13 protein-coding genes are annotated in these 13,837 nt (G+C 35.4%); 6 read left to right on the forward strand and 7 right to left on the reverse strand.

The window, feature by feature from the left end; translation table 11 throughout:
* Positions 1–17: 17 nt before the first annotated feature.
* Both ACFS6I_RS23125 and ACFS6I_RS23130 read right to left on the reverse strand, forming a co-directional pair.
* Positions 18–497: a cation:proton antiporter regulatory subunit gene (locus tag ACFS6I_RS23125; protein ID WP_021190452.1), complete on the reverse strand. Its 480-nt coding sequence runs from the start codon at positions 495–497 to the stop codon at positions 18–20.
* A gap of 214 nt (positions 498–711) precedes the next feature.
* Positions 712–1,491, reverse strand: coding sequence for an MBL fold metallo-hydrolase (locus tag ACFS6I_RS23130; protein WP_380924102.1), 780 nt, complete (start codon positions 1,489–1,491; stop codon positions 712–714).
* A gap of 113 nt (positions 1,492–1,604) precedes the next feature.
* On the opposite strand from ACFS6I_RS23130, the gene recJ reads away from it, so the two are divergent.
* Genes recJ through ACFS6I_RS23145 form a run of 3 tightly spaced genes read left to right on the forward strand, consistent with a single transcriptional unit; the run spans position 1,605 to position 5,628 of the window.
* On the forward strand, positions 1,605–3,305 hold the full coding sequence (gene recJ / locus ACFS6I_RS23135; RefSeq protein ID WP_021190450.1) for a single-stranded-DNA-specific exonuclease RecJ: 1,701 nt from the start codon (positions 1,605–1,607) through the stop codon (positions 3,303–3,305).
* A 49-nt stretch (positions 3,306–3,354) separates the two neighbouring features.
* Positions 3,355–4,095: an LPS export ABC transporter ATP-binding protein gene (gene lptB, locus ACFS6I_RS23140; RefSeq protein WP_021190449.1), complete on the forward strand. Its 741-nt coding sequence runs from the start codon at positions 3,355–3,357 to the stop codon at positions 4,093–4,095.
* An 18-nt stretch (positions 4,096–4,113) separates the two neighbouring features.
* Entirely contained in the window at positions 4,114–5,628 is a 1,515-nt protein-coding gene (locus ACFS6I_RS23145; protein WP_380924104.1) for a GH3 auxin-responsive promoter family protein, read from the forward strand.
* A 115-nt stretch (positions 5,629–5,743) separates the two neighbouring features.
* Here the strand turns inward: ACFS6I_RS23145 and ACFS6I_RS23150 are convergent, their stop codons facing one another.
* A complete protein-coding gene (locus tag ACFS6I_RS23150) occupies positions 5,744–5,890 on the reverse strand; it encodes a hypothetical protein (RefSeq protein WP_380924106.1) in 147 nt (48 codons plus the stop codon).
* A gap of 387 nt (positions 5,891–6,277) precedes the next feature.
* Here ACFS6I_RS23150 and ACFS6I_RS23155 point away from each other — a divergent pair, with 387 nt between their 5' ends.
* Positions 6,278–7,348 carry a branched-chain amino acid aminotransferase gene (locus ACFS6I_RS23155; protein ID WP_021190447.1) on the forward strand — a complete coding sequence of 357 codons (1,071 nt, stop codon included), beginning with the start codon at positions 6,278–6,280 and terminating at the stop codon, positions 7,346–7,348.
* Between the two features lie 114 nt (positions 7,349–7,462).
* On the opposite strand, the gene miaA is transcribed toward ACFS6I_RS23155, so the two are convergent.
* The 4 genes from miaA to pdxA form a co-directional block, all read right to left on the reverse strand.
* On the reverse strand, positions 7,463–8,377 hold the full coding sequence (miaA, locus tag ACFS6I_RS23160) for a tRNA (adenosine(37)-N6)-dimethylallyltransferase MiaA (RefSeq protein WP_380924108.1): 915 nt from the start codon (positions 8,375–8,377) through the stop codon (positions 7,463–7,465).
* The gene (locus tag ACFS6I_RS23165; RefSeq protein ID WP_380924110.1) at positions 8,377–8,967 is read right to left on the reverse strand and encodes an IS1096 element passenger TnpR family protein; all 591 of its coding nucleotides are present in this window, start codon (positions 8,965–8,967) and stop codon (positions 8,377–8,379) included. The genes miaA and ACFS6I_RS23165 overlap by 1 nt, the downstream gene beginning before the upstream one ends.
* A gap of 70 nt (positions 8,968–9,037) precedes the next feature.
* Positions 9,038–10,471 (reverse strand): CCA tRNA nucleotidyltransferase, encoded by a 1,434-nt coding sequence (locus ACFS6I_RS23170; protein WP_380924112.1) that lies wholly within the window; start codon positions 10,469–10,471, stop codon positions 9,038–9,040.
* Between the two features lie 117 nt (positions 10,472–10,588).
* The gene (pdxA, locus tag ACFS6I_RS23175) at positions 10,589–11,644 is read right to left on the reverse strand and encodes a 4-hydroxythreonine-4-phosphate dehydrogenase PdxA (RefSeq protein WP_132769118.1); all 1,056 of its coding nucleotides are present in this window, start codon (positions 11,642–11,644) and stop codon (positions 10,589–10,591) included.
* A gap of 183 nt (positions 11,645–11,827) precedes the next feature.
* Here pdxA and rsmA point away from each other — a divergent pair, with 183 nt between their 5' ends.
* On the forward strand, positions 11,828–12,604 hold the full coding sequence (gene rsmA / locus ACFS6I_RS23180) for a 16S rRNA (adenine(1518)-N(6)/adenine(1519)-N(6))-dimethyltransferase RsmA (protein WP_132841162.1): 777 nt from the start codon (positions 11,828–11,830) through the stop codon (positions 12,602–12,604).
* 11 nt (positions 12,605–12,615) lie between these two features.
* The gene (locus ACFS6I_RS23185; protein ID WP_380924115.1) at positions 12,616–13,764 is read left to right on the forward strand and encodes an FAD-dependent monooxygenase; all 1,149 of its coding nucleotides are present in this window, start codon (positions 12,616–12,618) and stop codon (positions 13,762–13,764) included.
* Positions 13,765–13,837: the final 73 nt, after the last annotated feature.

The raw sequence follows: 13,837 nt of genomic DNA on the forward strand, positions 1-13,837 counted from the left end.
TATTTAGTTTACAATGTTTACAATAATATCTCTTTCAATAATTTAATATTATTCTTTTTTCCGGCAATAACTAAGGTAGTCCCTGGACTAATCATATAATCAGGTCCTGGATTAATAACCGTATTATCACCTAGTATTCCTGCTATAATAGATGCTCCTGTACGTTGACGAACTTCCAATTCGCCAATCGTTTTATTGGCTCCTTCAAATTTTCCTTCAACTTTATACCATTCAATTCTTAAATCATCTAAAGCGACTTCAATTGTTTCTAAAGCTTTAGGCTTATAGGACAATCCTCCGATAATACCGGCAACCTGTCTTGATTCCTCATCGCTTAAGGTCATGACACAGCGAGACTCACTCTCTTCCTCATCATAACGATATAATTCTCTTCGACCATCGTCATGAATAACCACGACCATATTGTCTCCAGCTTCAGTTTCAATTTGATACTTTTTTCCAATACCAATAAGATCCGACTCTCTTACAATAGACATATTTTTTTGCTTTATTATAAAACTTAATTTTTCAATAGCTGAAGTAAAAAGGCATACTATACAGCTTTATACAAACTTAACCAAAAATCCAGTCATAATAGAATTTATATGACGTGACCATCGGATTAATTCAATACACATACAATGAAGTCCTTGTACACAGATGTTCCTTAAATTAAGAAAAGATGCGTTATTTTTTATCTTTTCTTGATTTTTATTTTGCTTCAATCGCTGTAAAACTTCTATCAAACTGCATGGTAGGCTTTCCTATTGCTATACTTGTGGCATGATAAAAAAGATAAATCCAATCGTTTGAAGCTCCGTTTTCCCAGTACTCCTGACGTAACTTTTTTGACAAATGTCCATCATAGTCATATTTTGCGCTATGATTTTGAAAGATCATCTCTGGTTCCGGAAGGACGTCTCCTCCAAAAAAATAATGATCTTTTCCATAATTAATGTGGAAGGTCTGATGATGTTGAGTATGCCCGCCACTTAAACAATATTCAACTTCTTCATTAACTTTACCATCTCCTTCAACAAGATTCAGATTACCGCTCCTTTGCACAACATCAAAAATTTCAGTACGGTAAGAGCTATTGATTCCAGAATAAGCATCTTCCCATTCACCTCGTTGCACTATATACTCTGCTTCGGGAAATGCAATCCTTCCGACGTGATCAGTGAAACTCACCATACCACCAGCATGATCTTTATGCAAATGTGACATCAATACATATTTCACATCTTTGGGGGAATAACCTAATTTTTCAATATTTTCATAGAGAAGTAGTTTCCCATCACTGTTTGTTAATCCAAGTCCAGTATCACATAAAACCAATCCATTTGCGGTCTCGATTAGAAACGGATGCACTTGAATAAACATAGAAGCTGGACGATCATTTTTACTATCAACAGCAGGGTCAAAGGGAATAAATTTTTTAGAAACATCGACCGAAAATGAGCCTTCGAATAAGGAATATGCTTGTAACATCTTTAATTTATTGGAAACTTGCGTGTTAGACACAACGCTATGATTACCCTAGTGTATAATTAGGTTAGTCAATAGACAAAACGTATATTTACACATAATTACGATGCAAAGATATGCAAAAAAGGTGGGTACTAAAATCTAAAAGTGAGGTCAAAAAAGTTAATCAATTAGGCAATGAACTTGGTATTAATCCAGTATTAGCAGAATTGTTAGTCAGTAGAAATATTGAGACTTTTGATACTTCAAAACAGTTTTTTAGACCTTCTCTAGACCAACTGCACAATCCATTCTTAATGCAAGATATGGAAAAAGCAATTGCGCGAATTACGACCGCAATCGGCCAGAATGAAAAGATCTTAATTTATGGAGATTATGATGTAGATGGTACTACTGCTGTAGCTGTTGTGTATAGTTTTTTTCGAGAGTTTCACTCGCGCATTGAATTCTATATTCCTGATCGTTATGCTGAAGGATATGGTATCTCTACACAAGGTATAGATTATGCTGCAGAAAACGGTTTCTCATTGATCATTGCACTTGACTGTGGTATAAAAGCAAACGATAAAGTTGACTATGCCAATTCTAAGAATATCGACTTCATTATTGGTGATCACCATTTACCTGGAGATGAACTTCCAAAAGCATTTGCTGTACTTGATCCAAAAAGAAAAGACTGTGCTTATCCATACAAAGAATTATCGGGCTGCGGTATAGGATTTAAACTTATCCAAGCCTTTATCATGAAAAATGATATGTCTTTGGATATTTGCTATCAATTTTTAGATCTCGTTGCGGTAAGTATTGCATCAGATATTGTACCTATAACTGGAGAAAATAGAATTCTGACGCATTTCGGACTCATTAAATTAAATACTAATCCTTGCTGCGGTCTTCAAGCACTTGTTGATTTATCCACCAATAAAACAAAGACATTCACAGTAAATGATATTGTTTTTCAAATAGGTCCACGGATCAATGCTTCTGGTCGTATTGATCATGCAAAAGATGCGGTAAAATTATTGATATCAAAATCACTGCAAGAAGCAAAAGATTTTAGTATCAATATTGATGATCAAAATAATGTTCGTAAAGATTTTGACCTTAGAATAACCGAAGAAGCTCTAGCGATTATAGATCAAAATGACTCGCTAAAAACACGAAAATCAACTGTGCTCTATAAATCAGATTGGCATAAAGGTGTTATCGGCATTGTGGCATCAAGGTTGACTGAAAAATACTATAGACCAACGATTATTCTGACCGAAACCAATGGTCATATCGCAGGTTCCTGTAGATCTGTTATCGGGTTTGATTTATATGAAGCCTTAAGTGAATGTAGCGATCTATTAGATCAATTTGGAGGGCATAAATATGCAGCAGGGTTGACGATGCAGATCGGAAATATCAAATTATTTCAGGATCGTTTCGAAGAGGTTGTTTCTAAACTCATTACTCCTCAGATGTTAATACAAGAGATATTGATTGATACGAAACTAAACCTACAAGATATTGATGCCAAATTTCACCGAATTCTAAGTCAATTTGAACCATTCGGGCCTCAAAATGAAAGCCCCATTTTTCTTAGTCAAAAAGTTAGTTTAATTGGACCTGCTTATTTAGTCGGATCCAATCACTTAAAAATGACCATCAAACAAGAGAACTCTCCTTCTTTTGATTGCATTGGTTTTGGATTATCTGAACATATACAGGCTATTAATAGTGGTAAGCCATTTGACATCTGTTATAGCATAGAAGAAAATGTATGGCGAGGTAAAAAGAATTTGCAATTAAATATAAAAGGAATCCGATATTAAATATATTTGTAATTATCAGATTGTTTTTTTGAGTTAAAACACGAATCAAATGATACTAAGAGCAGAACATCTCATCAAAAAATATAAGCAACGCACTGTTGTAAACGATGTTTCTTTCCAGGTAGAGCAAGGAGAAATTGTTGGTCTTCTAGGACCTAACGGAGCGGGAAAGACGACTTCTTTTTATATGATTGTTGGATTAATAAAACCTAATGAGGGTCATGTTTATTTAGACGATCAAGAAATCACACAGGATGCCATGTACCAGCGCGCTCAAAAAGGAATCGGTTATCTTGCCCAAGAAGCTTCCATCTTTAGAAAACTATCGGTTGAACACAACATATTATCTGTACTGGAGATCCATTATCCTAATAAAAAGGAACGCTTAGAAAAACTGGAAGAACTTTTAACCGAATTTAGCTTGCACCGTGTCCGTAAAAATAGAGGTGATCTTCTTTCCGGAGGAGAAAGACGTCGTACGGAGATCGCACGGGCATTAGCGGCAAACCCATCTTTTATCTTGTTAGATGAACCTTTTGCGGGTGTCGATCCAATCGCGGTGGAAGAAATTCAAACGATTGTTGCAAAGCTAAAAACACGTAATATTGGAATTTTAATTACCGATCATAACGTACAAGAAACGTTATCCATTACAGATAGGGCCTACTTATTGACAGAAGGTAAAATTATGCTTGCTGGAACTCCTGAAGAAATTGCCAGTAATGAAATGGCTCGTACATTCTATTTAGGCCAACATTTTGAACTCCGTCGCAAAAAGATTATTATTTAACGTTAATTCTACCTTTATATGGCAATATTAGACTCCCTACTTACTTGGTTCATGAAAAAACGGATTCATCAGATTGAATTATTCATGAAATATCCACACGATGTACAAGAAGAATGGTTTCAAAGTTTAATATCATCAGCCGAAGCAACAGAATGGGGAAAAAAATACGATTACAATAGTATTTTAACGCCTGAGGAATTTAAAAACAGAGTTCCAATTCAAGATTACAATTCATTGAAGCCTTATATCGATCGGATGATCAAAGGCGAGCAAAATATACTATGGCCATCTGACATCAAGTGGTTCGCCAAATCTTCGGGAACGACCGCAGACCGTAGCAAATTTATCCCAGTCAGTGAAGAGTCTTTAACAGAGTGTCACTTTCAGGGTGGGAAAGATATGTTGACCATTTACTTCAACAATAAACCCGAAAGCCAGATTTTCTGTGGAAAATCGGTCGTATTAGGAGGGAGTTCTCAGATTAACAGTTTTAGTTCAGACTCTTATTATGGTGATTTATCTTCTATTCTATTGCGAAATCTCCCTTTTTGGGCTGAATTTAAGCGTACTCCAAATTTAGAAGTAACTTTACTTCCTGATTTTGAGGAAAAAATAGAAAAGGTGGCCAATATCACTATTCATGAGAATGTCACCAATCTAGCTGGTGTTCCAACATGGAATATTGTTCTTGCAAAAAAGATATTGGAAATCACAGGTAAGAATAATTTGCTTGAAGTCTGGCCTAATCTAGAATTTTATACACATGGTGGTGTAAGTTTCAAACCTTATCGCGAACAGTTTAAAAAACTGATTCCTTCTGATAATATGTATTATTTAGAAAATTATAATGCATCCGAAGGATACTTTGCTCTTCAAGATCTGCCCGACTCAGAAGAATTATTATTAATGCTTGACTACGGCATTTATTACGAATTCTTACCGATCGAAAATTTATATGATGAGAATCCGCAAACATTAGGATTACATCAAGTAGAATTAAATAAAAATTATGCTTTGATCATTTCGACCAATGCTGGTTTATGGCGGTACATGATCGGTGATACCATCAAATTTGTAACGCTATCCCCATACCGTATTCAAATAACAGGACGGACAAAACAATTCATCAATACCTTTGGCGAAGAACTTATCGTCGATAATGCTGAGGATGCTATAAAGAAGGCTAGTGAAAGTACACATGCAATTGTGAAAGATTATACTGCTGGACCGATTTACTTTAAAGAAGGTGAGGCTGGAGCTCATGAATGGATTATTGAATTTGAACAACAACCTGATAATTTTGAAACGTTTTGTAAGATATTGGATCAAACATTGAGAGAGATCAATTCGGATTATGATGCTAAACGATATAAAAATATGGCATTACAATTTCCCGTTATTCACAATGCCCCTGCATACACATTCTTTCAATGGATGAAATCAAAGGGTAAGCTTGGTGGACAAAATAAAGTACCGCGACTGTCAAATAATCGTGATTATCTTGAGCCTATATTGGACATAATAAAGAAGTAATCTACCTTAAAAGTTTATAGGGAAAGATTTTAATAAAAAATGAGATTGATCAGTTTATGAGCAATCTCATTTCAATTTTTTAGTACCTACTAAATTTGAAAAATAATAAAATACCCTAGGGTTTGATAGCCGTTTTATAAAGAAAAACAAAAAAGCCTAAAATAAAATTTAGTGAAAATCCTTTTTCCTCCACAGCTGTTTTTTGATCAAACTCTAATTCATCATTTTCCAATGCATTGTTTTTACTGTTTAATCGGTGCATGGTTTTTAATCGTTTAGTTTGTTTTTTATTAGTGAATATCTGTTTAGAAGTGTTAGCCCTTTTTAAAACCTACCAATTTTGATGGTAGATTAGTGTTTCCGTTAATCCAAATAACATGCCACTTTACAATTTTTGTGTTAATTCATCTAAAATTAACACAGAATAAAGAGAAAGGTAACAAAACAACTAAAAACGCCTAAAAAATTATAACTTATACTTGTTAAAATGATTATCTGTCCATAAAATAAAACGTAAGATCCTAAAAAATAGACAAATTTACTGTGTAATAATAAATTATGTTCACACAGAATAATATTTGACAAACAAGAGGTTTATCATTCAAATTCGTGGTTTTTTTCATACTTTAGCATTTGTAATTAAAATACAATGAGCGCGACAGAAAATTATTCAATTCGCGTAGAGCCCACACAACAATCGAGACTCTCGCAAGTAGATTTTAACAATCTAAAATTTGGAAAAATATTATCCGACCATATGTTGGTCGCAACCTATGAAGATGGAGCATGGACTGATGTCAGTATTGTGCCTTACGGGGATATTAATGTAAGCCCTTCTATGTCGGCTTTACATTATGGCCAAGCTATCTTTGAAGGTATTAAAGCATACAAATTTCAAGATGGTACCATTAGTATTTTCCGCCCTGACAAAAATTGGGAAAGATTCAATACTTCTGCAGCACGTTTGGAGATGCCTGAAGTTCCTGAAGAAATCTTTTTAGGTGGATTAAAAAAATTATTAGCCACCGATAACAAATGGATTCCAAATGCTCCAGGCACATCTTTATATATCCGTCCGTTTATGTTCGGTACTGAAGCGGCTTTAGGAGTACACCCTTCTAATTCCTACAAATTTATAATTATCACTAGCCCGGTAGGTGCTTACTATAGTAATCCTTTAAAATTAAAGGTAGAAACACATTATACCCGTGCCGCAGAAGGCGGAGTAGGTTTCTCAAAAAATGCAGGTAACTATGCATTGTCATTGTACCCTACTCGTTTGGCAAATGATGAAGGTTTTGATCAATTGATGTGGACTGATGCTTCGGAACATAAATATATTGAAGAAGCTGGAACAGCCAACCTAATATTCCGTATCGGTGACAGTATTATTACTCCTCACGGTGATACGATCCTACATGGTGTAACAAGACGTACAATTATGGAACTGGCGGCAAGCTGGGGATATAAAACTGAGCAACGTAGGGTATCTGTCAAAGAACTTATTGATGGAATCAAAGCAGGAATTGTCACAGATGCATTTGCTGCTGGTACAGCTGCAACATTAACACCAATTGCCACTATTGGTTATGAAGGTGAATTGTTTCAATTACCTCCTGTAGAAGGTCGCGATTTCTCTAAAAAAGTATTAACCTATTTAGATGATCTTCGATATGGCAGAATTGCTGACGAATTTGGATGGAATTTGATCGTGGAATAATTATATTTCATTTCGTAGAAAAAAGGGCTTGATTACCATTGTAATCAAGCCCTTTTTATGTTATCAACAGAGTTATTAACATAATGTGGATAACTCTGTTGATATCGCTTAAAATTATGATTGAATATAATCTATAATCTGGTTTTTGTCCTTAGGATCAAACCAAACTGTATCTTTATCTTTCTTAAACCAGGTAAGTTGCCTTTTAGCATACCGTCGCGAGTTTTGCTTAATTTTATCTATTGCTTCTTCCCAAGATATTTTCTCATCTAAGAAATCAAAAAGTTCAGAATAACCGACAGTCATTAGAGCAGGTTTATGTTTAAAAGATATTAATGACTTTACTTCATCCAATAAACCATCTTTCACCATCAGATCGACACGCATATTAATGCGTTCGTATAAAGTTGTTCGGTCCATTGTAAGTCCAACTGTCATGATCTTAAAGGGTCTCACTGCTTTTGTCTTTTGAAGAAAGTTAGAAAATGGTAATCCAGTAGTTTCAAATACTTCCAGGGCTCGAATTACCCGTTGAACATTTGAAATATCTACCTGATCATAATAAACAGGATCGACTTGTTTTAAATAAGCTTGAAGTGGCACAATTCCTTCGTTATCAAATCTGTTATTTAACCGTTCTCTTGTTTCCGGAAGGGCCTTTGGTAAATTATCCAAACCTTCACATACTGCTCTCACAAATAAACCAGACCCGCCTACCATAATGATTATATCCTTTTTTTTGAACAGCGAGCTTATTGTTTCTAATGCCTCTTTTTCAAAATCACCGGCAGAATAATCCTCTTCTATAGAATGTGAATCAATAAAATGATGAGGCGCCTGACCTAATTCAGATGCAGTAGGTTTGGCCGTACCAATACTCATTTCACGGTAAAACTGTCTTGAATCAGCAGAAATAATCTCCGTATCAAAATATTGAGCAAGCTCAATTGCCATAGCAGTTTTCCCTACTGCAGTAGGCCCCACTATAGCAATTAAAGTTTTATTATGTTGATCTGAGGTACCTAACATTAATATTCGTCAAACGAACCACTACTTTCCTCTTCAGACTTTTCTCCACCTTCTTCTTCATCATCACCGTCAAACAAATCAAATTCTTCGTCATCATCAACGCCATATTGCGTTTCATCTACCAAAACTTCATCGTCATCATCGTCATCCAAAGGATCTGCAACAGGAAAATTCGCTGCTGCTAAAGATTTTGGAGCTTGACCCACCGTTTTAAAAACAGTAGGATAAGTTTTGCCTTCCTCTTCTTTTAAAATTTTGATCAATTCCACATGAAATTCATAAGGTCTATCAAAATTATAGATGTAATAAAACTTTTGGTGAGGATCGTCAATAAACTTGCTTAAACGAATATTTTCCATTAGTAAAACACCATCTGAAATTTTACGAGCAGTTGGTAAAAGAGCAATTTCAGTTCCTTTTTTCCATTGATCATTACTAACATAAAAGGAAGATGAACGGTCAGCTTCATAAGCAGTTGTCTTATGAATAGCCTCATGTAATTCTAAGAAAGTTTGTTTCGAAAGCATATCGATTTCTCTATACACATCCTCATAATCTTCAAAAGTGATTCTGAATCTATAAATAGCCATTTCTAATATTCGTTTTGTTTGTTAACAAGATGAGCTTCAATAAGAATTGAAGCGATTAAAGATACTTTTTTTATTTAACTGTTGTATTCAAATCCCATGCCTTTCTAATAGTCAAGCCCAAATCTTGAGCTTTGTTGACCATAAAATGATATGCGTCCATCTTAGCATTAGGAATCTCTCCTTCTAAGATCGCTTCTCGGATTGCATTTTTTATTTTCCCAACTTCACGACCTGGCCCAATACCAAAAACTTCCATAATATCTTCTCCAGAAATTGGAGGTTGCCAATTTCGGATCTGATCACGTTCTTCAACATCTTTTAGTTTTTGCTTGACCAATTCGAAATTCTGACGATATTTCTTCTTTTTATATTCATTTTTTGTTGTTACATCGGCATGGCACAATTGCATCAAAGCATCAATATCATCACCGGCCTCAAATAACAAACGACGTACAGCAGAATCAGTAACAATATCCTGAGCCAGTACAATTGGTCTTAGATGTAATAAAACTAGTTTCTGAACAAACTTCATCTTTTCATTCAATGGAAGTTTTAACTCAGCAAATAATTTAGGAACCATTCGTGCCCCTTTATCTTCATGACCATGAAAGGTCCATCCTAGCTTTTTATCAAATCTTTTTGTGGGAGGTTTTGCAATATCGTGCATAATAGCAGCCCATCTTAACCACAGATCATCTGTTGTTTCACAGACATTATCCAAAACTTCCAGCGTATGGTAAAAATTATCTTTATGTCCTTTTCCATCGATAATTTCTACACCGTATAAGTTTTGCATTGCAGGAAAAACCAAAGCCAATAGCCCTGTATCAAATAAGTACTTAAATCCAATAGAGGGTTTTTCTGACAAGATAATCTTATTAATTTCGTCAGTGATGCGCTCTTTTGATATAATACGAATACGATCTTTGGTATCTGTGATCGCTTGAATCGCCTTTGAATCAATCTTAAAGTTCAATTGTGTAGCGAAACGAATAGCACGCATCATACGCAAAGGATCATCGGAAAATGTCACGATTGGATCTAATGGTGTACGTATAGTACGTAATTCAATATCCCTTACTCCATCAAATGGATCAAGCAACTCACCATAATTATCCTTATTCAGTGAATATGCCATAGCATTGATGGTAAAATCACGTCGATTTTGATCATCAACTAAAGTTCCATCTTCAACAATTGGTTTTCGGGAATTAGCACGGTAAGATTCTTTACGAGCTCCTACAAATTCCACATTTAATCCTTCAAAAACTAACATTGCTGTTCCAAAACTTTTGTAAATAGCAACTTTAGTTTTCAATTTATTTCCTAAAGCTGTAGCAAACTCAATTCCACTTCCAACAACAACAATATCCACATCATTTTTAAAAGGCCGTCCCATAATATGATCGCGTACATAACCGCCAATGACGTAGCACTCCGTATTTGTTGTTTCGGCTAACTCTTTAATGATTGGGAAAATAGGATGTTGTAAATTATCACTCATAGCATGAATCTAGGTCCTTAAAAAAACACTAGGATGCAAAAGTAAGGAATTTATTATAAAATAGATATTAGTCTTGCGATATAAGCGCACAAGACTAATAATATTACTTCTTTATATTTAATCGCGATCGCGAGAAAGCTTGCGGAAAGCTAGTGGATTTTGAGATAGCTCTGCTTGTTCACGGCGACGTTTTACGATGTGAACTGCCTGAAATATAGCTTCCATGAAAGACTCATGAGCGGCAACATTTTGTCCAGCAATATCATAACCAGTTCCATGATCTGGTGAAGTACGAACAATCGGCAAACCTGCAGTAAAATTTACACCATTACGATTTGCAATATGTTTAAAAGGAATCAAGCCTTGATCATGGTACATAGCTAATACCGCATCAAATTTTTCGTAAGCATGATTAGCAAAAAAACCATCTGCAGGATAGGGTCCAAAACACAATATTCCCTTTTCTTTTGCTTTTTCTATCGTTGGTCGGATAATCATATCATCTTCAACACCAATAACACCATTATCGCCTGCGTGTGGATTTAATCCGAGTACAGCAATTTTAGGTTTCTGAATCCAGAAGTCTTTTTTAAGGCTCTCATTCATCAGCTCCAATTTATTTAAAATTGCTGCTTCTGTAATATGATCAGAAACATCTTTTACAGGTATATGGCCTGTAACAACACCAACCCGCAACTCATCACAGATCATAAACATCAACACATCATCCGCATTTGTTTTTTCCTGCAAATACTCCGTATGTCCTGGAAAATGAAACCCTTCCTGCTGGATGTTATGTTTATTAATAGGGGCAGTGACCAAAGCATCAATCTTTCCTGCATTTAGATCTTCAACCGCTTTTTCTAATGAAATAAAAGCATATTTACCACCGATCTCATTTTCTTCGCCTAAAGTTATCTTGACATCCTCCTGCCAGCAATTAATCATGTTAGCGCGTTTAGGATTTGCCTGCTCAGGATCATTGATGACATTAAAACTAAAATCACTGACACCTAATGCTTTTCTATGAAATGACGCAACTTTTGTATTACCGTAAACAATCGGAGTGAAAAATTCTAAAACACGATTGTCCAATAATGATTTTATAATTACTTCCAATCCGATACCATTGATATCGCCTACTGTAATACCTATTTTTAATTTGTCAGCCATAGTAAAAAATGAAATTATTGACTCAAAAGTAATTAAAATTATATGAAATAGTCAAGCATCACTTTAATTTCCAATTCATATAAACCACCTTTAAGAGAAACAGATGATAAATTGCCACTCATTTACCTTACCTGTTTATTATCCTCCACAAGTTAACTATATTTGTACCAAATTCGAGCATATATGAGTACAGTAAGAGCCAAGAAACATTTAGGACAACATTTTTTGAATGATAAAAATGCGGCAAAAAAAATAGTTGATGCTTTGGATCCAAAATTAGGATTCACGCAGGTACTTGAAGTCGGTCCTGGAATGGGTGTTCTTTCCGATTTTCTTCTACAAAACGATGCTTACGAAACATGGATGATCGATGTGGATGATGAATCTATTGAATTTTTAGCAGATAAATATCCACAGCTGGAACACCGTCTGATTCATGGTGACTTTTTAAACTTGGATTTTTCACAACATTTTGGCGAAAAGATGGCCGTTATCGGCAATTTCCCTTATAATATTTCTTCTCAAATTTTATTTAAAATATTGGATGAACGCAACCGTGTTGTGCAGATGACCGGTATGTTTCAAAAGGAAGTTGCAGAGCGCTGTACAGCAAAGGCAGGTAGTAAAGAATATGGTATTTTAAGTGTGTTCTTACAGGCTTACTATCATGTAGAATATTTATTCACCGTAAAGGCTGGTGCATTTAATCCCCCGCCAAAGGTACTTTCAGGTGTCATTCGGATGACCAGAAATGATCGCACTGAGCTGGCATGTGATGAGAAATTATTTTGGAGAGTTGTAAAATCTGCTTTTAACCAAAGACGTAAGACCTTAAGAAACTCGCTGTCGGCGGTAGTTACAAAAGATAAAATGTCGGACAATCCATTATATGAATTACGCGCTGAGCGATTAACGGTTAATGACTTCATCGTTTTAACAAACGAAATTGCGAATGCCTAAGATCTAGCTACATGAAACGCTTTACCATTATCGGAGGTGGTGTTGCTGGTTTGACTGCAGCAATCGGCCTCAACAAAATTGGTATACAGGCCACTATCTTTGAAAGTGCTAAGGCATTAAAAGGAATTGGAGCTGGTTTTGGTTTAGCTGCCAATGCCATTCAGGCATTAGAATACTTGGAACTTAAAGCAGGTGTCATCCCCCTAGGACATTATTTAGAAAACTATAATATTCTGGATAAGCAAGGAAGGATTCTTGCAGCTCCAGAAACCAAAACCATTAGTAACAAGTACGAACAGGATAATTTTGCTATACACCGTGCAGATTTACATCAATTTCTACTCGCACAAATTGAACATGAAAACTTACATCTTGGAAAAAGAGCTCTTAAAATAGAATACCAAGATGGAGGAATTGACATCTTTTTTGAAGATGGAACCATACACCAAACGGACTATCTGATTATTGCTGATGGTGTTAATTCTCGATTAAGACAACAATTGATTCCTTGTTCAGCACCACGTTATGCAGGCTATACCTGTTGGCGTGCAACCATTGATAATGCTAATATAAACCTCAGCACAGGTTCGGAAACATGGGGAAATAAAGGACGCTTTGGCATGACTCCTCTTGTTGGAAACAAGATTTATTGGTATGCTTGTATAAATTCTCCCGCTCATAACAAAGTATTCAGTCGTTACACAATCAAGGATCTGCAACAAAACTTTACGTCTTATCATGATCCGATTACAAGCATTCTTGCTGAAACAAATGACCAGCAATTGATCTGGAATGATATCATTGATATTAAACCTCTAAAAAATCTAGCTTTTGGTAATATCTTGTTTATTGGCGATGCAGGACATGCAACAACCCCCAATATGGGTCAGGGTGCATGTCAGGCAATTGAAGATGTAGCCGTATTGATAGACGAATTAAAGAAAACGACAGATGTTGCTCTTGCTTTTCAAATATTTGAAAAAAGGAGGTTAAAAAGAACACGTTATATTACCGAAACATCATGGTCTATCGGAAAGGTAGCACAATGGGAGAATCCGATTAGTATTATCATCCGAGATACATTGATGCGCATATTACCTGAAGAAGTTAAGCAGTACAAGCTGAAAAAACTGCTAAGTGTTGATTTCATGAAATTGTAATTAATTGAATCGCATAAACCAGTATGTGTGTCCGGTTTATGATCACTTCATTGCTACTAAACTATAATTTATT

Source organism: Sphingobacterium anhuiense (assembly GCF_042686355.1).
GTDB lineage: Bacteria > Bacteroidota > Bacteroidia > Sphingobacteriales > Sphingobacteriaceae > Sphingobacterium > Sphingobacterium anhuiense.

Coding starts and splice junctions, on each gene's coding strand:
- ACFS6I_RS23125 (WP_021190452.1), bottom strand. CDS start 497: ATGTCTATTGTAAGAGAGTCGGATCTTATTGGTATTGGAAAAAAGTAT.
- ACFS6I_RS23130 (WP_380924102.1), bottom strand. CDS start 1,491: ATGTTACAAGCATATTCCTTATTCGAAGGCTCATTTTCGGTCGATGTT.
- recJ (WP_021190450.1), top strand. CDS start 1,605: ATGCAAAAAAGGTGGGTACTAAAATCTAAAAGTGAGGTCAAAAAAGTT.
- lptB (WP_021190449.1), top strand. CDS start 3,355: ATGATACTAAGAGCAGAACATCTCATCAAAAAATATAAGCAACGCACT.
- ACFS6I_RS23145 (WP_380924104.1), top strand. CDS start 4,114: ATGGCAATATTAGACTCCCTACTTACTTGGTTCATGAAAAAACGGATT.
- ACFS6I_RS23150 (WP_380924106.1), bottom strand. CDS start 5,890: ATGCACCGATTAAACAGTAAAAACAATGCATTGGAAAATGATGAATTA.
- ACFS6I_RS23155 (WP_021190447.1), top strand. CDS start 6,278: ATGAGCGCGACAGAAAATTATTCAATTCGCGTAGAGCCCACACAACAA.
- miaA (WP_380924108.1), bottom strand. CDS start 8,377: ATGTTAGGTACCTCAGATCAACATAATAAAACTTTAATTGCTATAGTG.
- ACFS6I_RS23165 (WP_380924110.1), bottom strand. CDS start 8,967: ATGGCTATTTATAGATTCAGAATCACTTTTGAAGATTATGAGGATGTG.
- ACFS6I_RS23170 (WP_380924112.1), bottom strand. CDS start 10,471: ATGAGTGATAATTTACAACATCCTATTTTCCCAATCATTAAAGAGTTA.
- pdxA (WP_132769118.1), bottom strand. CDS start 11,644: ATGGCTGACAAATTAAAAATAGGTATTACAGTAGGCGATATCAATGGT.
- rsmA (WP_132841162.1), top strand. CDS start 11,828: ATGAGTACAGTAAGAGCCAAGAAACATTTAGGACAACATTTTTTGAAT.
- ACFS6I_RS23185 (WP_380924115.1), top strand. CDS start 12,616: ATGAAACGCTTTACCATTATCGGAGGTGGTGTTGCTGGTTTGACTGCA.